Origin of the sequence: Methanolobus vulcani (assembly GCF_900100715.1) — an archaeon.
GTDB classification, from domain to species: domain Archaea; phylum Halobacteriota; class Methanosarcinia; order Methanosarcinales; family Methanosarcinaceae; genus Methanolobus; species Methanolobus vulcani.
Genome location: NZ_FNCA01000002.1, coordinates 151,660 through 172,181, shown reverse-complemented (window position 1 = coordinate 172,181; position 20,522 = coordinate 151,660). Strand labels below are relative to the sequence as shown.

Here is a 20,522-nt window from a genome sequence, read left to right as displayed (position 1 = left end):
TGATTATTCCTTCTGGGCATAGATTATACTGAAATAGTTGCCTTTTTCAGGAATCTTATCCCTTTCTGTGATTATTACTTCCCTGTCACTGAAAAGGCGCTCGCAGAAAGTGAACTTGTTAAAGCCTTCCTTTTCATATGATTCGATGATCTCAAGTGGCCTGCTTGCCTTGAGCCTTATTCTATACTTGCTGTCTGAACCATCGCTTACCTCAAATGATGAGTCAACCTCAGCACCAGTCTGTGCAGCGAAAGATGTGATCGAGCTGATGCCCGGAATTGTTGCAGTCTCAACATCAGGATAGAATTTCTTCATTACACGTTTTAAATGAGTGAAAGTTGAGAAGAAATTTGGGTCTCCGATAAGACCAAAGACAATTAGATTATCCTTTGATTCCTCAGCAAGCATATCAGCATTCTTTTTCCAGACCTCATTGAGTACCTCATAATCGGTCAGCATTGGGAAATCGAGAATTTCTGATTCTGCATAAGGTGCTACCAAGTCGGCTGCCATTCGACCGGGAACGTATACCTTATATGCATTTTTCAGGCTTTCAACAGCTTTCAATGTCAGAAGCTCCGGATCACCCGGACCAAGTCCTACTCCTACAAGCATTTTTTATCACCATTAAATAAAGATAAATTAAGTTAACGTCAGTTTTTACCGGACTTGCCGACAACAATATAGATCGGATTTTCCGGCTTGAACATAGTTTCGCCAGTTATCGGCGCGCTGCGAGATACTATAATATGCAGTGCCTCATCGAATAAGTCAAGTTCTTTCATCTTGTTTATTACGTTTACGACAGTCTCGATCCTGACCGCATTCAATACAATACTTTTTGCCTTTTTCTCGGCAAGCACTTCAAGCACACGGGAAATATTCTTTGTGCCGCCAATGAATGCACAATCTATTGAACCAACTTCCTGTTTTTCAAGGATCTCAGATGATTCACCGGAAAACACTTGTGCATTGTTAATCTTAAATGCTTCGAAATTTTTCTTCGTTACACTAATGGCTTCTTCCCTTGCATCAATAGCGCATATACTGATGTCACGTACCATTTTTGAAGCTTCTATTGACACGGCTCCTGTTCCACAACCAATATCAAAAAATCTGCAACCGTCTGCTAAATCAAGTTTAGATAACGAAACTGCGATAATTTCTGGTTTTGTAGGGCCGCCACTTACATGCAAAAGTTCAGTCATATTCCACCTAACTAAGATAAACTGGAGTTAAGTAGATATAAGTTGCCCTTCATAAAACTGTTGCATTATTACGAAATAGTATAAGAATCCAAAAATATTATTAGGGCGGTTGCAATGGAAAACAAGAAAAAAGCTAGAAAATTACTGGTACTCGGTACTGCATCGGACGTTGGCAAGAGCATAATGGTCACGGGACTCTGCAGGATACTCTCCAGAAAATACAAGGTTGCACCATTTAAGGCCCAGAACATGAGCCTGAATTCATGGATAACAAAAGATGGAAAGGAAATTGGAATTGCCCAGGCTATTCAGGCCAAAGCTGCCGGAGTTGAGCCCACTGCAGACATGAACCCCGTGCTCCTCAAACCAAAAGGAGACAGGACATCACAGGTCATCGTACTCGGGGAACCATATGCAGACAAATCCGCCGGAAATTACTATGATTCAATAGACGAAATGCATGATGTGCTCAGAGGCGCACTTGAAAGACTTGAATCAGAATACGATCTTATAGTGATGGAAGGAGCAGGAGGTGCCGCAGAGATCAACCTCTATGACCGTGATATCGTCAACGTGGGAACCGCACGCATCACACAGGCACCCATAATCCTCGTAGGAGATATTGAGTCAGGAGGAGTCTTTGCAAGCCTCTATGGTACAAAGGCACTGTTGCCTGAAGATGTGGCTAAGAACCTCAAAGGTTTTGTGATCAATAAATTCAGAGGCGACCCCGCAATACTTGAACCCGGCCTTAAGCAACTTGAGAATCTCACTGAAGTTCCGGTTCTTGGAGTTCTGCCTTATTACAAGCTCAAGATACCATCCGAAGACTCCATGGCGATCAGGAAGAAGAAAAAAGGACGTGAAGAGAACGAAGATATCAATGACATCGATATCGCAGTGATCCGCCTTCCAAGAATATCCAATTTCACAGATTTTGAACCACTTGAAAGAATAGCTAAAGTCAGATACGTAGACCTTGATGAGAATCTGGGCAACCCGGATTGTGTTATCATCCCCGGAACAAAGAACACTGTTAGTGACCTCCTTGACCTCCAGTCAAGCGGCATGGATGTTCAGATAAAGAACCTCAAAGGCAAGGCAGTTGTTTTTGGAATTTGCGGCGGCTACCAGATGCTTGGAAAGGTCATCCACGATTCCGGTGTTGAAAATGGAGTTGAGGCAGACTATGAAGGACTGGGACTTCTTGAAACCGAAACATCATTCGGAGAATACAAAAAGAGAACAGTTCAGGTCAAGAAGGAGATTGTCGCAGACGGACCCATATTCAATCACATAAAGGGTGATGAAATATGGGGATATGAGATTCACATGGGTGCAACAAAAACACCGAGAACAGTATTCGGGGATGATGGCAGCATTGATGAAAGCGGAACTGTAGTGGGTACATACCTGCACGGACTTTTCGAGAATGAGAACATTCGCCATGCTCTCATGATATATCTTACAGAAAAGAAGGGCGTGGAATATCACCCTGAAACTGTGACCACAGAAGATGAGGCTTATGAGGAACTTGCCAGAGTAGTTGAAAGCTGCCTTGACATGGAAAAAATTTATGAATTGATCGAAGGTCAATAATGGTCTTTCACTTTTTCTTATTTTTTTAAAATTGGATTTACTTTTTCTGTATCTATTTTGGTAAATCCAGCAGCTACGCTGCTTTAAAACACATCCCATAGACTAAATTGTATTTTCTAAGTTGTGTTGTCCCTGCAATACTAAGTAGTGAAACGAAATAAAAAATGCAAACCAAAAATAGTATATACTAAATTAACTATGTTAGGTATACCTACTAAAAGTAAACAAACAAAAGGCCATAACATGAATGAAAAAAAACTGGATTTCATAGAACCTGACACATCGGTGAAGGTTGTGAAAGTGACAGGCCAGAAGTCTTCAAGAAAGAGAATTCTGGATATGGGACTTACTCCCGGTACAAGAGTAGACGTTATCAGAAGAGCACCATTAGGAGACCCTGTTGAATTCAAACTGAAAGGATACAATCTTTCCCTCAGAAAAAGAGAGGCTGAAACTGTTCTTGTAGAGGTTCTCAAGTAACGCAGGTAAATTGCGACAATGGTGGTAAAATGACAGAAAAAATTACTGTTGCACTTGCCGGGAACCCGAATGTTGGAAAGACATCCATATTCAACGCGATTACCGGTTCAAAACAGCATGTGGGCAACTGGCCCGGCGTTACGGTGGAACGCAAGATCGGTAAAAGAGTGCATAATGATGTGATGATGGAGATAGTTGACCTTCCGGGCACATACAGTCTCACAGCGTACTCTCTTGATGAGATTATTGCCCGAGACTTTATTATTGAAGAAAAGCCGGACGTTGTGGTTCAGGTAATCGACGCAACAAACCTTGAAAGAAACCTGTACCTTACAACCCAGTTGATGGAACTTGGCGTCCGGCTCATTATTGCGCTGAACATGACAGACCTTGCCCTTGCAAAAGGTGACAATATTGATGAAACAAAGATGCAGGAATTCCTGGAAGTTCCCGTTGTATCCACAATAGGAAGCAAAGGCAACGGCATAGAAGGGCTTCTTGATGCAGTCACCAATGAACTGCACAGGACAAGGGTTACAGGGAACGTATTCACGTATGATGATGAGATCGAAGACAAAGCAGAGAAACTGAGAGTCATTCTCGACAGTGACCCCTACTTTGCACATTATCCATCACGATGGTTTGGTTTGAAGTTGCTTGAGGGTGACGAGAACATAATCAAAAAAGGTAAGGAGAGTGATAGTTTCCCGAAAATACAGATAATACTGAACGAAACCGATGCCGATATCCTGGAGGCAAAGGTTGCTGACCAGAGATACAAGACCATACAGACAATGCTGAGACAGGTTTGTAATATCAATACATCCCACCTAAGCGGATCGGACATGGTTGACAGAGTAGTGACAAACAAAGCATTAGGAATACCAATATTCCTGTCGCTCATGTGGGCGGCTTTTGAGGTCACTTTCACCTTTGCAACCCCTTTCATGAATATGATAGACATATTCTTCGGATGGCTGGCAGAAACAGCTACAACTGCAATCCTTGTTCCATGGCTGGCATCCCTTGTAGGGGAAGGAATGATAGCAGGTGTAGGCTCAGTTATAATATTCCTTCCGAACATTCTCCTGCTCTTCTTTATGCTTTCCCTTATGGAAGACAGTGGCTACATGGCAAGAGCCGCATTCATAATGGACAAGCTGATGAGCAAGATAGGACTGCATGGAAGATCTTTCATACCCCTTGTAATGGGATTCGGATGTAATGTGCCTGCAATTATGGCAACCCGTACCATTGAAGATACAAGGGACCGTCTCATCACCATTCTGATAACTCCATTCATGTCCTGCGGAGCAAGGCTTCCGGTTTATGTTCTCCTGGCCGGGGCATTCTTTGGCAGGGATGCAGGAGTTGTGATCTTCATTCTGTATGCTCTTGGCATCCTGGTCGCTGTTGTAAGTGCAAAACTCATGCGCAGTACCATTCTCAAAGGAGAGGACGCGCCTTTCATCATGGAACTCCCGTCATATAAGGTTCCAACCCTGAAAGGAAGCTTCATTCACATGTGGGAGCGAGGAAAGATATACCTCAAGAAAGCCGGAACCATCATCCTGATCGGTGTGGTAGGTGTGTGGTTACTGGCATCAATTCCTGCACCCGGAAGCAGTGGAACATTCGCTTCCCAGGAAATCTATGGAACTACAGAGTCCATGATAGGCATGATAGGACAGATACTTGAGCCTCTTGTCGCACCGCTTGGATTTGACTGGAAAATAGCAGTTGCACTTCTGTTTGGTGTTGTGGCAAAGGAAATAGTAGTTGGTTCCATGGGCGTGCTCTATGGAGTCGGAGAGAACGAGGAAAGCCTCTCAAATATACTTTCAGCCGGATCAATGACACCTCTTGCAGCACTCGGACTCATGGTTTTTACCCTTCTGTACGCACCATGTTTCGCCTGCATTGGAGTTATAAAAAGAGAAACGGGGTCATGGAAATGGACACTATTCCAGCTTGCTTACGGAACCTCACTGGCATGGGGATTTGCATTTGTAATATATCAGGCCGGCACACGCATGGGACTGATGGCCTGATATTCTAAACTGAAACTTTAGGGAGATAATAGATATGACACACAGTTACGGTAATAAAGAAATAGCATTTGCAGCGCTTGCAGGAGTGCTGTACGTTTTCTTCGGGCTTCTGAACATTGCTGAGGGTCTTGGAATCGATACGGGAATAGCAGGACTATTGTTCGTACCAGGAGATATACTTGGAGGATTCTGTCTCATGGTCATTGGTGCAGTATTTCTCAACGGACTCTGGGAGATGCATCAGGGCATTAACGCAGGAGTGTCTTTTGTTTACGTAGGAATTCTGATGTCACTGATATTTGCGGCAGTTTACCTGCTAATCATGGCCGGAAACCTGCTTGATTCGTTCATTGTTCCTGATGACTATAAAGGATGGAGCATAATGGAAACTTTCAGGCCGGGCATCTACCTGGGATTGCTTTCAATTGCAGGGATATTGTACTGGAAAAACAGATTCTCACTTAACGAAGTACTGGTGTTCCGGGAAGGAGCATAATGGTGGTTGGTTACAGGTATTTTCTGAGAAGAATGGCAGAGATGATGGATTCCGGAGAAAATCTCACCACCCGCACCATTGCAGACAGGCTCAACCTGCGACAGGATGAGTTCAGGGATCTCCTGAACATCATGGAAAAGAAAGGTGACATAGAATGCTGCATCGAGAATGCGGCGGGATGTGAGTGTACAGGTGGCTGTAAGGGCTGTTCAAGGGTCTGCGCAGACCCTGAACTTTCTTCCGGAAGCATGAATATGAAATCATACAAATTGACCGATAAGGGCAGAATTTTGTGCGGAGAGCAGGCATTAAACTGATGTTTGTGTTTACTCTTCGTTTTGTTTATTGTTTTCTGACGTTATTTTTCACTTGTAAACCGGAATCGTTCAGCATTTTCCGGAGAGAAGCCATTTTTTGCGGTTTTACATAATCAGATCAAAATCAGATAATTTTGTAGGAACTAACTCATAGAATCTGCAAGTCAATGAAATCCTATGGAAAATAGTGCCATCAGATGTGCATTCTGATTCAAGAAATGTATGAATTAGATATTGATGTAAATTTTGCATTTTAGATTTTTGTATAAAAAAATAAGGGTATTAAGTATCTGAATACACCTTACTTTCTGTTTTTAAGCAGGAACTTAATCAAATCTGTGCTCATATGCAATTCTCTTTCCATCTTTGCTGCAATTTCTTCATCAGAAAGACCATTTGCTCTGTACTGGTCAAAGCGTTCATATACACTTTCAGAAACTTCAGAGTATTCATTGATGTCTTTCCTGTGACCCCATACATCACCTTCAATGAGTGCTATACCTTTCATCTCCAAAAACATCTGAGTGGATTTGGAAATTGTTCTTATGTAGGAACTTGGTATATGAAGTGCTTTCACATCAGGACATTTTGTTATGAGGTTGAATATGTCTGTGTTTGATGGCCTGAATGCAAGATGAATCATTTCTTCATTAGAACCGAGGTTATTGATTTCTTCTTTTGAACTTACAACTCTTATTTTCATCATTTATCTCCAATATTTGAATTAAATGGGATTTGCTGTTCAAAAGTATACAAATTACTTAAAAATAACTGTATATACAAAATATGTTGAGAACTGTTATATTTATTGAATCATGAGATTCATGAGTGAAGATGAAACTACTTAGTAAATTGCAAAAAAGCAAATCATAAGGATGTAAAGATGTTTTCGTTACATTAATTTTAATGATAATTTGCTTTGAAATTAGTTATGCATAGACTCTTTTCTTTTTTTGCACCGAATCATTACTTTCTACACAACCTCTAGTTTTTACACAAAGCCTTCAAACCCACAATCCTTAAATATAATTAGTCATCTTTAATCAATATTGTACAAATATATACATTATTGCGTTGATAGGTGCTAAAATGAAGGACTACATCAAGAAGGTAAGTGAAAAGCAGGACCTCACAATTACAGAAGCTGAGGATGCAATCACCAAAATATTCACAGAGGCCACAGACGCACAGATAGGCGGCCTCCTCATTTCTCTTAAAATGAAGGGAGAGACCCCGGATGAGATCGCGGGTTTTGCAACCGGTATGAAGAAAGCTGCAAACACAATTGCTCCGAAGGTTGACGGTGCACTTGTGGATGTTGTGGGAACCGGAGGAGACAAGCGCAACACCATCAATATCTCAACAGCCTCTGCAATAGTTACCGCAGCAACCGGCGTGGCTGTTGCAAAGCACGGTAACCGTTCAATAACTTCACTTTCCGGTAGTGCCGATGTCCTGAGAGAACTCGGGATAAAAGTGGACAAAGCACCTGAAGAAGTAACTGAATCCATAGAAAAGAACGGAATCGGATTCATGTTCGCCCCTATCTTCCATCCTGCAATGAAAAGGGTTGGACCAATCAGACAGGAAATGGGAGTAAGAACTGTTTTCAACATTCTCGGACCACTCACAAACCCTGCAAATGCAAAAGTGCAGCTTGTTGGCGTATTTGACAGGAGCCTCTGCGAGCCTTTCGCCCAGGTCATGAAAAAACTGGGAGTTGACAGGGCAATGGTAGTCTACGGTGACGGCATGGATGAGATATCCAACTTCTCAGAGACATACGTTGCTGAACTTAAAGATGGAAACATCACTACCTACACAATCACTCCAGAAGAACTTGGAATCAACAAAGCAACTCCTGAGGATATTGCAGGCGGCACACCTAAGGAGAATGCAATAGATATCATAAGGATATTGAAGGGTGAGAAGGGTCCTAAGAGAGACATCATTGTAATGAACTCAGCCGCGGCCCTCTATGTTGCCGGAAAGGCAGCCTCTATCAAGGAAGCAATTCCTCTTGCAGAGGAAGTAATTGACAGCGGCAAAGCACTGGAGAAACTGATAGAATTCAGCGATGACGACAAAATTCAGGGAGTCATAGATGAAGTATCTGCCCAGAGTTAAAATATGTGGAATGAAAACTGCTGAGGACATTGAACTGGCAGTTAGCTGCGGAGCTGATGCTGTGGGTTTCATCACAGAAGTTCCTGTGAACACTCCCAGGAAACTGGATGCCAAGACCGCCGCAGAACTTGTCAGGAAAGTACCTTTCTTTGTGGACTCAGTACTTGTGATAATGCCATCCAGCGGCCAGGAAGCACTGGAACTTATCGAAAAGGTCAACCCGGATGTAGTTCAGCTCCACAACAACCTCAAAGCAGATGAAATAGCGATCATACGTAACAACACACACCAGAAGATAATCAGGACATTTGTCGTGCCGGTAGAATGCAGGGAACTGCCATCTGAAATGATGGCAGAGATAGATGACCTCTATGAGAATGACCTGATAGACGGCATACTTCTTGATTCAGGCAAGGCAGGAGTAAGCGGCGGCACAGGACTTGTGCACGATTGGTCAGTTAGCAGAAAAGTAGTAGAGAACGCGGAAGCTCCGGTGATTCTTGCCGGAGGGCTTAAACCAGACAATGTCAGAGATGCGGTTAACAAGGTAATGCCCTTTGCTGTGGATACCGCCTCCGGTGTGGAAACAGATGGAAAGAAAGACCCTGCAAAGGTATGCAGGTTTATAGAAGAAGCAAGGTGTATCAATGGTTGATTTTGATCTTAACAAAGAGGATTTCAAAACCCTCGTTGAAAATTCACAGAAGCCTGCCATAGTGCAGCTCATGACAAAAGTGAATAGCATTTGCAGCCCGTTGCAACTCTATGCAACCCTGCAGAATGCAGGACATTCCTATCTGCTTGAGTCGGTAGAGAAGGAAAAAAGACATGCAAGATATTCATTTGTAGGTTATGAGCCTGAGATGGTCGTATCTATTAAAGACAGGCACATCACCATCGAGTGCCAGATGAACTCCGAGCTTACAAAGCACATCTACAATAAGCTCAAATCAATGGGAGATGTAGATTCTCTTATCGGTGGCAAGTTTAGGGTCAAGGTAAGCGAAGGTGATGATGCCTTGGCAGCTTTCAGGAAGATATATCCTACAAGCACCGGAACTCATATCTTGAACCAGAAGCGTTTTGACAGGCAGACATTCCTTGGAGGAGCTATCGGCTACAACAGTTACGACCTTGTTTACGATTCATGGTTAGACCGGGACAAGAAGCCTGATGCAGATGTACCTGACATGCACTTTGCTATCATGTCAAAGACCTTTGTCTTTGACCACATTACAAACGAAACATATATCGTAATTACACCATTTATAACTGGATCAAGCGACCTCAACGATGTTTACGAGCATGCTGTATCTGAAGCTCAACTAATGGAAAGATCACTTCAGATGGCTTCGGTCATAAGTATCAGCGAGGATATTCCTGCAGCAGATACCGAGGTGCCGGTCGCCAACATGGACCAGGAAGCCTACGAAGAAGCTGTAAAAATTGCAAAACAGCATATAATTGACGGAGATATTTTCCAGGTAGTTCCTTCACGCAGGTACACTGTGAAAATGAAGCAGACGCCTCTGCAACTCTACATCAGGCTCAGGAACATCAATCCAAGCCCTTACATGTATATTTTCAACTTCAAGGATATAGGCATCGTAGGTGCAAGCCCCGAAACCCTTATGACAGTCTTTGACAGGAAAGTCATCACAAATCCTATTGCAGGAACATGCCCACGTGGCAATAATGACGAAGAGGACAAAGAACTTGCACAGGAGATGCTAAGAGACAAGAAAGAACGTGCAGAACACGTAATGCTTGTTGACCTTGGACGCAATGATGTAAGAATGGTCTCAAAAGGTGGAACCGTTAAGGTTGATGACCTTATGAGCGTGGTGAAATATTCCCACCTTCAGCACATAGAGAGCACAGTAAGCGGCGAGCTCAGGGACGAGTGCGACCAGTTCGATGCCACACGTGCCATATTCCCTGCAGGAACTCTTTCAGGTGCACCAAAGATAAGGGCAATGGAAATAATAGATGACCTTGAACCGGAGTCCAGAGGAATCTATGGCGGCGGTGTAGGTTACTATTCATGGAATGGTGACGCTGACTTTGCCATTGTCATAAGGACAGTGCTTATCAAGAATAACACAGCTTACGTACAGGCGGGAGCCGGTATTGTTGCTGACTCTGATCCGACTTACGAATACAACGAAACCGAAAGGAAAATGGCTGCAATGATAAAGGCCATAGGAGGAAAACAATGAAGGTATTGTTCATAAATAACAAGGATTCTTTTGTCTGGAATCTCGTGGACTATGTTTCCATATACGAACCTGATACTATGGTCGTTCCTAACACCATTTCCCTTGAAGAAGTGAAGGAAATCAACCCTGATGCAATCGTTATATCACCTGGTCCGGGCACACCTCACAAAAAAGAGGACATAGGATCATGTCTTGATGTTATCAGGGAATTTGGCCCGGAAAAACCTGTACTTGGTGTTTGTCTTGGCCACCAGGCAATAAACACTGCTTTTGGTGGAACCATCGGGCATGCAAAGGATGGCCCCATTCATGGAAAAACATCTGACATCAGCCATGAGGAATCTCCGCTTTTTGAAGGACTTGAAGATAAGTTCAAGGGCGGAAGATACCATTCACTTGCCATTGAAAAACTGGCAGATGACCTCAAGGTCACTGCAAAGACAGATGATGATATAATCATGGCAGTCGAGCACAAGAAATATCCTGTGTACGGTGTGCAGTTCCATCCTGAATCCATTCTTACAGAAGAAGGACTGTGGATCATCAAGAATTTCCTGAAAATCGCTGAGTCGAGGCATAAGAACTAAGCTGATTACCAACTAGCTAATTGATGTTGCAAGGTTTTCCCTGTAACTCATATTTCAGATTGATTAGAGGATTCTATACAATTTTATTAATAATGAACAGAAAGGAGGAAGTATTCATTTGGGAAAATATGGCATTAGCCCAAAAAGGAAACCATGGGAATCTTCCTGGAGAAAACGCTGGACTGGAACAAGAAAGTCCGTTGACTCTGCAAGAAATCATGAGTTCTGGAAGGAACCGGATAGGATTTCTTGATGAGAAAAGGTTTTTAAAATAAAAATAAAGAGTCATAATTTCCATCGTAAAGATAACAGTAGACTTATAACTATTTATTTGCACATTTGATTTAAAACTGTAGCTGACTTTTTGTTAGAAGAACAGAGATATAATTGCAAGTATTACAAAAATTACTATCAGCCATTTTGCAATTTCCATTGATAAACCGGCAATTCCTCTTGCTCCAAAAATATAGGCTACAAGGGCCAATACTAAAAACGCTATCGATAGTCCTATTAAAGATGCCATTTTATACTCCCATACTTATTTTTCATTAGATAATTCGACGAAATATAGCATTCGCTGTGAACATCTCAATTCAAATTTGCACCATCATACAGATGTATTCTGGCTATGCTATATTACCCACTCCGATGTTCAATGCAGAAAGAAAACAGGATAACTTAGTTTAGCCATCTAAAGAATCTCCCCACTATAAATTATTTATGTCATTTTAGTATATGTAATTAAGGGACAATAATTTAGACAATACGAATACGCAGTATCACAAGAATTAAGCATTTGAAGGCTTATTCTTAACTATGCTTATCGGTATCACAGGAACACCAGGAACTGGAAAGACATCAGTGACAAGATTGCTTGAGGAGGATCCTTACTATCAGGTGATACACCTCAATGAGTTGATCAAAGAAGAGAAGCTCTACTCAGAAATAGATACCGAAAGGGACTGTGTTGTGGCTGATATGGACCAGGTTTATGACAGGGTTCTGGAGCTCCAGGACAGATCATATACTGCAACCATCGTTGACAGCCATCTTTCTCACCATATAGCCGATATTGTTATTGTACTGAGGACAGACCCTGCAGTACTAAAAGGAAGACTTGAAAAAAGGAATTATTCCGAAGAGAAAGTAAAAGAGAACCTCGAAGCTGAGGCTCTTGATATAATCCTTGCAGAGGCTGTGGAGTGGTGTGAGAAAGTTTTTGAAATTAACACTACCGAGGAAAGTGCGGAAAAAACTTTGAAGAATATAAGGCAGATCATCGGGGGACTCAGAAATGGTGATACAGAGGAACTTGAAGAAGAATTCAGGCCGGGATCTGCGGACTGGTGTGATTACTTATTTGACTGAAATGAAATAGTTCTCATCAGGAAATTTTTACACATTGAGTTTCAGGTTTTCGGGAGCTCTTGGTAGTTTAAGTGTGAATTTACTGCCTTTACCACACTCGCTTTCCACTATTACCTCTCCATTATGCATTTTTGCGTATTCCCTTACAAGCATCAGACCAAGACCTACACCACCATGTTTACGACTTACAGAACCGTCTAACTGTACAAAAGGCTCGAATATCCTTTCCATATCCTTTTTATGAATTCCGATTCCCGTATCTGAAACTTCAAAGTAGACGTTTCCATCGTTTTCCTTTACAGATATTGAGATCTTGCCACCTTCGGGAGTGAATTTCAAAGAATTTTCCACGATATTGTAAAGCATCTCTGTTACCTTATCAGCATCAGCTGTGATCTCTTCAAGACCCGGCTCAACCATAGAATTTACGCAAATGTTCTTTTTGGCTGCCATTGAACTTGTCCTTTTAAGAACGATAGACAGAACATATTCAGGACTGAAACTTTCATAGCTCAGATCCATCCGTCCTGATTCTATCATAGACAGATCCAGCATTCTGTTGACCAGCTCTAGTAATCGGCTCCCACTCTTATTGATTATAGAAATATATTCCTGCTGTGCATCATTCAAGCGACCTGGCATTCCTTCCAGCAAGACGTCAGAAAAACCTATCACTGAACTTAGAGGAGTTTTAAGTTCATGGGTGATATTTGCCAGCAATTCATTTTTATACTGGTTAGCCTCTTCAGCAGCAATTCTTGCCCTTAACATCTGTTCTTCGGCAAGTTTTCTGTCAGTTATATCAATACAGGTACCTATAGACCTGTGAGGAACATTGTTCTTATCTATATCGAACGGCTTTCCATGACCTGTGATCCATACCCATGTCCCGTCACTTGAACACATCCTGAAATCCATCTGGAATATTTCCCTGTTCCTCAGATTATCAAGTAATCTGGAAATAACAAGATCACGATCATCCGGATGTAAGATGGATTTCCACGCATCGAAAGTTTCTGGCAGATCTCCCGGACTGTATCCAAGCATGGAATACCACCCCGGACTGAAATATACTTTGTCCGTATCCATATCCCAGTCCCAGAAACCCTGGCCTGACACTTCCATAGCAAGTTTTAATCGATCCTCACTTTTCATGAGAGAATCTTCCGCTATCTCTTTTGCAAATAAGGCTTCTTTTTTATCAAGGGCCTCCCTTACTGAGAAAGGCAATCTTTTAATGCGATCCTTGAGAACATAATCCGTTGCACCTTCTTTCATACATTTTACTGCTGTTTCCTCATTCAGAGAACCTGTAAAAACTATGAAAGGAATGTTTTTATCATAATCCAGAAGCAACTTGAGCGCATGCATTCCATCAAAAACAGGAAGACTATAATCAGAAATAATTATATCCGGCCTGAATTCGTCTAGCTGCTTCAGGAACTCATCGGCAGTCTCTACCCTGATCGAGCTGAAGACTAAACCGTCCTTTCGCAGTATCCTTTCTGCCAGTTCCGTATCAGATGGAACATCCTCTACAAACAATATTCGCAAACCGGGATCTATTTCCATATTACTCCTTCTTACAGTTTGCACATTCATTCATCAACAACCAGTAGAAACCAATATTACGTATTGCTTCCACGAAATTATCAAAATCCACCGGTTTTACAATATAGCTGTTAACCCCCAGACGATAGCTTTCAACAACATCAGATTCTTCTTTTGATGAGGTGAGCATCACAACCGGAATCATTTTTTTCTCAGGATCGCTCTTTATTACTTTCAGAACTTCAAGACCATCCATCTTTGGAAGTTTCAGGTCAAGTAAGATCAGACGGGGATTCACAGATTGATCAGTATCTGCAAATTCATCTCTGCCATAAAGATAATCAAGAGCCTGTTCACCATCACCAAGAACAACGATATTATTACTAATGTTGTTCTTCTTCAATGCCCTGAGAGCTAATTCCATATCATTAGGATTATCCTCTACAAGTATGATTTCCACTTCATTCTCCACACACATCATCTCCATCTTTTACAGGTAATGAAAAGTAAAATGTAGCTCCTTTGTCAAGTTCTCCCTTCGCCCAGGCATCGCCACCATGTCTTCTTGCTATACGCTGTACAATGGCAAGTCCAACACCTGTTCCCGGAAATTCCTTCTCACTATGCAGACGCTGGAATATTCCAAAGAGCTTATGAGAATATTTAGGATCAAAGCCCACACCATTGTCCTTTACGTAGTAAACATTCATTCCGTTTTCATTATAAGCTCCTACTTCAACGACACCTTTTTCCCGGGTTGAACTATATTTGATGGCATTGGAAAGAAGGTTGACCCATATTTGCTTCGTAAGAGATGTATCTGCATAGCTATCCGGGAGATCAGAAACATTGAACTGGATATCATTATTGTTTCCATTGACCATCAAATCACTGTAAACTGAATTTACCATAGTTTTCATGTTTACAAAAGTGCAATTCATCTCATTTCTACCAATCCTGGAAAGTCCCAGAAGGTCTGTGATAAGCTTGTCCATTTTCCGCGTATTAGTTCTTATCACATTGAAAAGACGTTTTCCTTCATCGTCAAAAAGCTCCTCATAGTCCTCTGTTATGATCCTTGAGAAACCGTCTATGGCTCTTAAAGGAGCACGCAAGTCGTGAGATACGGAATAAGTGAAAGCTTCGAGTTCTTTATTGGCAACCTGAAGTTGAGATGTACGTTCAGCTACGCGTTGCTCTAGCTCATCAGCATGCTGACGTATCTGATCATTCAGACGTGAATGATGTATAGCTATAGCAAGCTGGTTGGCAACCTCCTCTACTATTTCCTGATATTCCTCATTAAAAAAATCAGGCTTATCTGATGCAAGACTTAAAATGCCCATCAATTCCCCATCTATAATCAATGGAACAACAAAACCCGAATGAATCTGTTCTTCGGCAAATGTCTTCGCCAGCTCAGAATCAGGAGTCTTATACGAATTCAAATCAGTAATCATTACTGATTGTCCGGCTTTCAATTTATCAAGATCAGGTAAACTGTCAAGAGAGGAACGTGTTCCAACAGTTAACCAGGATTCATTTTCAGAATCTACTGCAAAGACAACCTTTTCATTTGTGTCAGAATCGACAAGTCTTAAACTTGCAATGGAACATGGAACCAGTTTACGTAAGTGATTTAGCACTTCATCAGCAACCTGCCTGGAAGATACTGACGAAATAATTTTAGTATCTATATTATGGAGCATATTCAAGCGTTCATTGTAACGAAGAATTTCTTCCTCTGCTTTTTTGCGATCAGTAATATCGATAGAAGAGCCCATATAGATTTCATTGCCTTGAATATCTTCGAAAAGCTGAGCATACATCAAGACTTCAAAAGTGGAACCATCTTTACGCAGAGCGGTAAATTCAATGGCATATTCACCTTTTTCCTTTAGATTGCTAATAATCTCTGCCGGAACTCCAGGGTCATTACAATGACCAATAGGAGACGTTCCCAATATCTCACTTATATCATCGTAACCCCACATTTTAAGGTAAGCTTTATTGGCGTAAACAAATTTACCTTCTGAACTAACTATGTCAAAACCATTCAGTGAATTTTCCAGAGCATTGCTTTTTAGTTTGATCTCTGCTTCTGCCTGTTTTTTGGAATCGATATCCTCGATCATACCGATAAAATACTGTGGTCTGCCATCAGAAGACTTTACAATTGCAACGGTGACATTGACCCATATTACGTTTCCATCTTTACGAACATAGCGTTTTTCGATAGAATAATCGTTCCTTTCTCCTGAAACTAACTCTTCTACCATAGATAATTCTTTACCCAAATCTTCCTGATAGGTAACATCGACAAAATTCATTTGGATAAGTTCCTCATTATCATATCCAATAATATCACAAAAACGCTGATTCGTTTGGATCAAGAAACCATTCATGTTAGCCAGACACATACCTACTGCCGCCTGCTCAAATGTAGCACGGAAACGTTCTTCACTTTCATGAAGTGATGTGAGCAGGTCATCACGTTCGTTCAGGGTTCTTGCAAGCTTGACATTACTATAACTTAATGTAGATATCAGGTTGGTAAGAAGAGAATAATAGGTCATCAGCGAATCCACAGATTCCCTGCTCCAGCGTGGAACCCTATCAAGTGCCTCTAAGTATTCTTTTTCATCAAAACCATATTCCTTTGCCTGACGCCTGAATGTGTCATAGGGGATCTCTTCATCATCAAGGAAAAATTGGCCAACATACAGATTTCCCAGATGCAAACCACCCAGCATTATAGGAGTTACCATATCCCACATGTTGTTCTTGCATTTGTAGAACTTGTACGTTCCTGGCTCTACGCCCAGGGTCAGTTCAAGGTCACTTTCAAGGCAATGCTTGCAGGTCTCAGAGTGAACCCGATGGAATTTTGTACATATGTCCTGCCAACCGATAGCTACCAGAACATTACCCTTGAGATCAAGTATAGCCATTCCCCCCATATTGGTGAGCTGGTAAAATGTATCCATTAACTTTTGCAGGGCTTCGATGTCAACTATATCAGCAAGTTCCAGTTCTCCGAGATCCCCATCCGGTTCCATAATGGCATCAAGCTTCTTTTTTACCCGGACCTCACTCTCACGTAATCTGTCAGCAGCCAGTTTTCTTTCCGTGATATCCTGCATAGATCCGGTTAGCTTTACAACCTTACCATCTTTCAAAACCGGACGACCAAGAGTACGCACCCACTTATTCACACCGTCTGCAGATATAAGTTCAAGTTCCAGGTCATATGGCTGTGCCTTTTCAATTGCATTCTTTATAGCAGCCTCAATTCTTTTTTTCGATTCCGATACGAAGAAATTCAGCCCTATATCCTTGTTTGTAGGATCATCAGGTTCTAAACCATGAATTCTGGCAACTTCGGAAGTCCACGTACCTTCTCCAGTGTCAACATCAAACTCCCAGCCACCTATATTTGCAATATCGCCAACTTCATCAAGGAGCGACCTCTGTTTCTGAAGTTCAACTTCCACTTTTTTAAGATGAGTGATGTCCTGTAAAAATCCAACGACTTTAACGATCTTACCATCTTCAAAAACAGGTTGTCCACCCGTTCTCACCCATTTGTATATACCATCTGCAGAAATAAATTCGAGTTCAAGATCATAAGATTCTCCATTTTCAACTGCATTCTGGAAAGCCTTAGAAATTGTTTCACGTGAACCAGGAGGATAATATTGCAAACTAAGGTCTACATTTGCACTTGTATCGGGGTCAAGATCATGAATTATTGCAACTTCACGGGTCCATGTCGACTTACCCGATAAAAGATCGAATTCCCAGCCTCCTATTTTTGCAATGTCTCCCATTTCGTTGAGTAAACGATCCTGTATAATAAGCTCAAATTCCGCAAGTTTACGATCGGTTATGTCCTGGAAAGAGCCAATGATTTTTGTGACCTTATTGCCATCGACAAACGGGCGACCGCTTGCACGAACCCATTTATGATGACCTTTTGAAGTTATCAGCTCAAGTTCAAGATCATATGGCTGCGCTTTTTCTACTGCGTCCTGAACAGCTTTGTTGATAATCTCTCTGGAGCCGGGAGCATAATAATCCAACCCCTCGTTTATATGTATCCTGCTTCCGGGTTCCATATCATGGATCTTAAATACCTCTGTGGTCCATGTAACTTCACCGGAAGAGATATCAAGGCTCCAGCCACCAATACTTGCTATTTCACTGACCTCGTCCAAAAGGAATTTGCTTTTCTTTAGTTCATTTTCTGTATCTTTGAGTTCAGTGATATTCCTGAATACGGTCAATATATACTTTTCAGAATCAGTAGAAATAATATCTCCTGAAATTATAACAGAGTGTATCTCACCCTGTTTAGTATGAATTTCAGTCTCAAAATTTCGAACAATTCCATGGAAAGTAAGCTGATTAACGTATTGTTTACATATTGCAGGATCAGGCCATAATGAAAGGTCGAATATTGAAAAGCCGAGGAGTTCATCCATCCTGAATCCCTTGTTTTTCAGGAAACTGTCATTCACACTGATGATTTTTCCATCAAAAGATGTGAGCATAATGCTGTCAGGTACGGTATTGAACACCGTGGCGAACATTTCCTCGGATTTAAGGAGTGCAGACTCTGTCATCTTGCGTTCAGTGATATCACGGGCAACAATGAGAATGCTGGGCTTGACATTTTCACCCTCCATAGGAACAGAGCTTACTTCGACCGGTACCTCATTTCCATCTTTATCAATGAATACCGTTTCATAAAGGTAGGTTTCCCTGTCACTTTTAACACGGTGAACTTTGCGCTTGTACATTTTTTCCTGTTCATCAGGAGATACGAATTCAGTTACGTTTCTTGAAAGAAGTTCTTTTTCCGAATAACCGCTTAATTCAACAGCAACCTTATTTGCATATAGGATCCTGCCCTGAAGGTCATGGACTATTATGAAATCCCTTGCAGTATCAGTAAGTAATCTATACCTGCTTTCACTTTCTATCAGGGCATTTTCTATTTTTTTAGTGTTAGTTATGTCTCTCACACTGGCAAGAATGTATCTCTGACCATCCAGAACAATAGGATTGGCATTGATGTCAACCGGAAATTCAGTTCCATTCCTGCGCACATGAGTCCACTGGAACTGTGCACCATCGTCCGTTATTTCCTTCAATGGAGATTTAGTATTTTGAAGATGTAGCGGCGACAGGTCAAATGCATCCATTTTCAACAACTGACTTCTGCCATACCCATAAAGATCCTCTGCAACCTTATTAGCATCCAGGATCTTACAATTTTCATCGATCAGGAAAAGCGAGTCAGAATTCTTATCAAATAATTGACGATAGCGTTTTTCTGATTCCTTCAGGGAAGCTGTGCGAACCTCAACTTCATTCTTAAGGGAAACACTATAACTTAACAGAAGATAAACAATCAATGTCAGGAGAATGACAATGATGATGCCGCCTTTTTGAAATATCAGAAAAGTGTCGGCCACAGAGTTTTCCCATCCGCCTTTGGGGACTGCGGCAAGTTGCCAGGTGCTATCTGAAAGAACTACAGGATAAATTTCAGGATCCATCTGAAATATTTCAGTTGATCCAAATAATAAATGTCCCGAATCATCACGTAGGGCCATGTCTATATTCTCATTCCCAGTCATTAATCCTGATGCCTGAAGCAACGGTGGTACATCAATGACCATTGAAACAATACCCCATAAGGAACCGTTGATATAGACTGGCCGCCGGACTACAATACCAAGACCACCACGCTGCATTTCATAAGGACCACTTATTACTGCGTCATGATTCTCAATTGCTTTTATTACATCAGCGCGAATCTGGGGTCGTTCATCGTTAATCAGATTTTCCAAAGATCGGTTAGCTACAACTTCATTACCTTCAAGAGGATAAACATAGGCTTTTGAAAAATTGGTATACACCTCGATAGATCTAATGACCGATGACCCGGAATATAAACCAAAAGCAAATGCTTGAAAATGAGTATCCATCGACTCTTGTGTAGGATTTGCCCTGGCAAAGGCATCTAGTCCGTCAAGATGAGATAGAATATTGTTGATGTTATTTTCCAGAGTGTTACCACTGGATAATAATTGTGCGTCGACTTCTACCTGCTTGTTAAGTATTAGATTCTCCTGATATAGGAGACTAACCTGCCAGAGAATAGCCATCAACATAACTAGAGCTAATAAAGCACCCATTAACGCTATGTACCCATGTCCCATAAATGACAGAGCACCTGAAGTCCTTTTGGACTCTCCGGACATCTATCTTCAACACTCCTTAGTTCTGTTTTCAATTCCTGCCGAAGATACCGGAATGAAGTCCATAGCTTCTTACTATAGAAACCTGTTTCATTCCTAATCCCCTGAGAGAAGACAAAAATAAGAAAACATTTTACACTTACCCGATTAAAGAAAGATTGAATGTATTAATAAATAAATATTTTCATGGTCAAAGTATATAAAAAATGCAACCGCTAAAGTAGAGATAATAGGGAATAATGCCAACACA

18 protein-coding genes are annotated in these 20,522 nt (G+C 41.5%); 11 read left to right on the top strand and 7 right to left on the bottom strand.

Annotated elements, in window-relative coordinates; translation table 11 throughout:
* Positions 1–3: 3 nt before the first annotated feature.
* Together BLP52_RS03375 and cbiT are read right to left on the bottom strand one after the other, a co-directional pair.
* Positions 4–615 carry a cobalt-factor II C(20)-methyltransferase gene (locus tag BLP52_RS03375; protein ID WP_091708706.1) on the bottom strand — a complete coding sequence of 204 codons (612 nt, stop codon included), beginning with the start codon at positions 613–615 and terminating at the stop codon, positions 4–6.
* Positions 616–653: 38 nt separating this feature from the next.
* Positions 654–1,208 carry a precorrin-6Y C5,15-methyltransferase (decarboxylating) subunit CbiT gene (cbiT, locus tag BLP52_RS03370; protein WP_091708704.1) on the bottom strand — a complete coding sequence of 185 codons (555 nt, stop codon included), beginning with the start codon at positions 1,206–1,208 and terminating at the stop codon, positions 654–656.
* Positions 1,209–1,322: 114 nt separating this feature from the next.
* On the opposite strand from cbiT, the gene BLP52_RS03365 reads away from it, so the two are divergent.
* The 5 genes from BLP52_RS03365 to BLP52_RS03345 all read left to right on the top strand — a co-directional run bounded on the left by BLP52_RS03365 (position 1,323) and on the right by BLP52_RS03345 (position 6,151).
* A complete protein-coding gene (locus BLP52_RS03365; RefSeq protein WP_091708703.1) occupies positions 1,323–2,807 on the top strand; it encodes a cobyric acid synthase in 1,485 nt (494 codons plus the stop codon).
* Positions 2,808–3,050: 243 nt separating this feature from the next.
* Positions 3,051–3,287, top strand: a complete 237-nt coding sequence (locus tag BLP52_RS03360) for a FeoA family protein (RefSeq protein WP_091708701.1) — start codon at positions 3,051–3,053, stop codon at positions 3,285–3,287.
* Positions 3,288–3,316: 29 nt separating this feature from the next.
* Positions 3,317–5,338: a ferrous iron transport protein B gene (gene feoB, locus BLP52_RS03355; protein WP_091708699.1), complete on the top strand. Its 2,022-nt coding sequence runs from the start codon at positions 3,317–3,319 to the stop codon at positions 5,336–5,338.
* 34 nt (positions 5,339–5,372) lie between these two features.
* Positions 5,373–5,834 carry a hypothetical protein gene (locus BLP52_RS03350; protein WP_091708698.1) on the top strand — a complete coding sequence of 154 codons (462 nt, stop codon included), beginning with the start codon at positions 5,373–5,375 and terminating at the stop codon, positions 5,832–5,834.
* Complete coding sequence (locus BLP52_RS03345; RefSeq protein ID WP_091708696.1) at positions 5,834–6,151, top strand: FeoC-like transcriptional regulator; 318 nt, start codon at positions 5,834–5,836, stop codon at positions 6,149–6,151. Before BLP52_RS03350 ends, BLP52_RS03345 begins: the two co-directional genes overlap by 1 nt.
* A gap of 301 nt (positions 6,152–6,452) precedes the next feature.
* Here the strand turns inward: BLP52_RS03345 and BLP52_RS03340 are convergent, their stop codons facing one another.
* A complete protein-coding gene (locus BLP52_RS03340) occupies positions 6,453–6,854 on the bottom strand; it encodes a DUF1699 family protein (RefSeq protein ID WP_091708695.1) in 402 nt (133 codons plus the stop codon).
* A 386-nt stretch (positions 6,855–7,240) separates the two neighbouring features.
* Between BLP52_RS03340 and trpD the strand changes: the two genes are divergently transcribed.
* From trpD to BLP52_RS03315, 5 genes are all read left to right on the top strand, one after another.
* Positions 7,241–8,278, top strand: a complete 1,038-nt coding sequence (gene trpD / locus BLP52_RS03335; RefSeq protein ID WP_091708693.1) for an anthranilate phosphoribosyltransferase — start codon at positions 7,241–7,243, stop codon at positions 8,276–8,278.
* Positions 8,256–8,933 (top strand): phosphoribosylanthranilate isomerase, encoded by a 678-nt coding sequence (locus tag BLP52_RS03330; protein ID WP_091708691.1) that lies wholly within the window; start codon positions 8,256–8,258, stop codon positions 8,931–8,933. Before trpD ends, BLP52_RS03330 begins: the two co-directional genes overlap by 23 nt.
* Positions 8,926–10,497 (top strand): anthranilate synthase component I, encoded by a 1,572-nt coding sequence (trpE, locus tag BLP52_RS03325; protein WP_091708689.1) that lies wholly within the window; start codon positions 8,926–8,928, stop codon positions 10,495–10,497. Before BLP52_RS03330 ends, trpE begins: the two co-directional genes overlap by 8 nt.
* Positions 10,494–11,084, top strand: coding sequence for an anthranilate synthase component II (locus BLP52_RS03320; protein WP_091708687.1), 591 nt, complete (start codon positions 10,494–10,496; stop codon positions 11,082–11,084). Before trpE ends, BLP52_RS03320 begins: the two co-directional genes overlap by 4 nt.
* Positions 11,085–11,176: 92 nt before the next feature.
* Positions 11,177–11,359, top strand: coding sequence for a hypothetical protein (locus BLP52_RS03315; protein ID WP_091708685.1), 183 nt, complete (start codon positions 11,177–11,179; stop codon positions 11,357–11,359).
* A 92-nt stretch (positions 11,360–11,451) separates the two neighbouring features.
* Here the strand turns inward: BLP52_RS03315 and BLP52_RS03310 are convergent, their stop codons facing one another.
* Entirely contained in the window at positions 11,452–11,607 is a 156-nt protein-coding gene (locus BLP52_RS03310; RefSeq protein ID WP_091708683.1) for a DUF1328 domain-containing protein, read from the bottom strand.
* A gap of 293 nt (positions 11,608–11,900) precedes the next feature.
* Here BLP52_RS03310 and BLP52_RS03305 point away from each other — a divergent pair, with 293 nt between their 5' ends.
* Complete coding sequence (locus BLP52_RS03305) at positions 11,901–12,452, top strand: adenylate kinase family protein (protein WP_091708682.1); 552 nt, start codon at positions 11,901–11,903, stop codon at positions 12,450–12,452.
* A 27-nt stretch (positions 12,453–12,479) separates the two neighbouring features.
* On the opposite strand, the gene BLP52_RS03300 is transcribed toward BLP52_RS03305, so the two are convergent.
* Genes BLP52_RS03300 through BLP52_RS03290 form a run of 3 tightly spaced genes read right to left on the bottom strand, consistent with a single transcriptional unit; the run spans position 12,480 to position 20,275 of the window.
* The gene (locus BLP52_RS03300; protein WP_162272933.1) at positions 12,480–14,024 is read right to left on the bottom strand and encodes a sensor histidine kinase; all 1,545 of its coding nucleotides are present in this window, start codon (positions 14,022–14,024) and stop codon (positions 12,480–12,482) included.
* Between the two features lies 1 nt (position 14,025).
* Positions 14,026–14,475 carry a response regulator gene (locus BLP52_RS03295; protein WP_238380702.1) on the bottom strand — a complete coding sequence of 150 codons (450 nt, stop codon included), beginning with the start codon at positions 14,473–14,475 and terminating at the stop codon, positions 14,026–14,028.
* Complete coding sequence (locus tag BLP52_RS03290) at positions 14,465–20,275, bottom strand: PAS domain S-box protein (protein ID WP_091708678.1); 5,811 nt, start codon at positions 20,273–20,275, stop codon at positions 14,465–14,467. The genes BLP52_RS03295 and BLP52_RS03290 overlap by 11 nt, the downstream gene beginning before the upstream one ends.
* Positions 20,276–20,522: the final 247 nt, after the last annotated feature.

Excerpts from the sequence above, each read along its gene's own strand:
- BLP52_RS03320 (WP_091708687.1), top strand. The coding sequence starts at position 10,494 with ATGAAGGTATTGTTCATAAATAACAAGGATTCTTTTGTCTGGAATCTC.
- BLP52_RS03340 (WP_091708695.1), bottom strand. The coding sequence starts at position 6,854 with ATGAAAATAAGAGTTGTAAGTTCAAAAGAAGAAATCAATAACCTCGGT.
- trpE (WP_091708689.1), top strand. The coding sequence starts at position 8,926 with ATGGTTGATTTTGATCTTAACAAAGAGGATTTCAAAACCCTCGTTGAA.
- BLP52_RS03360 (WP_091708701.1), top strand. The coding sequence starts at position 3,051 with ATGAATGAAAAAAAACTGGATTTCATAGAACCTGACACATCGGTGAAG.
- BLP52_RS03330 (WP_091708691.1), top strand. The coding sequence starts at position 8,256 with ATGAAGTATCTGCCCAGAGTTAAAATATGTGGAATGAAAACTGCTGAG.
- trpD (WP_091708693.1), top strand. The coding sequence starts at position 7,241 with ATGAAGGACTACATCAAGAAGGTAAGTGAAAAGCAGGACCTCACAATT.
- BLP52_RS03300 (WP_162272933.1), bottom strand. The coding sequence starts at position 14,024 with ATGGAAATAGATCCCGGTTTGCGAATATTGTTTGTAGAGGATGTTCCA.
- BLP52_RS03365 (WP_091708703.1), top strand. The coding sequence starts at position 1,323 with ATGGAAAACAAGAAAAAAGCTAGAAAATTACTGGTACTCGGTACTGCA.
- BLP52_RS03375 (WP_091708706.1), bottom strand. The coding sequence starts at position 615 with ATGCTTGTAGGAGTAGGACTTGGTCCGGGTGATCCGGAGCTTCTGACA.
- BLP52_RS03310 (WP_091708683.1), bottom strand. The coding sequence starts at position 11,607 with ATGGCATCTTTAATAGGACTATCGATAGCGTTTTTAGTATTGGCCCTT.
- BLP52_RS03315 (WP_091708685.1), top strand. The coding sequence starts at position 11,177 with ATGAACAGAAAGGAGGAAGTATTCATTTGGGAAAATATGGCATTAGCC.
- feoB (WP_091708699.1), top strand. The coding sequence starts at position 3,317 with ATGACAGAAAAAATTACTGTTGCACTTGCCGGGAACCCGAATGTTGGA.
- BLP52_RS03305 (WP_091708682.1), top strand. The coding sequence starts at position 11,901 with ATGCTTATCGGTATCACAGGAACACCAGGAACTGGAAAGACATCAGTG.
- BLP52_RS03290 (WP_091708678.1), bottom strand. The coding sequence starts at position 20,275 with ATGTCCGGAGAGTCCAAAAGGACTTCAGGTGCTCTGTCATTTATGGGA.
- BLP52_RS03345 (WP_091708696.1), top strand. The coding sequence starts at position 5,834 with ATGGTGGTTGGTTACAGGTATTTTCTGAGAAGAATGGCAGAGATGATG.
- cbiT (WP_091708704.1), bottom strand. The coding sequence starts at position 1,208 with ATGACTGAACTTTTGCATGTAAGTGGCGGCCCTACAAAACCAGAAATT.
- BLP52_RS03350 (WP_091708698.1), top strand. The coding sequence starts at position 5,373 with ATGACACACAGTTACGGTAATAAAGAAATAGCATTTGCAGCGCTTGCA.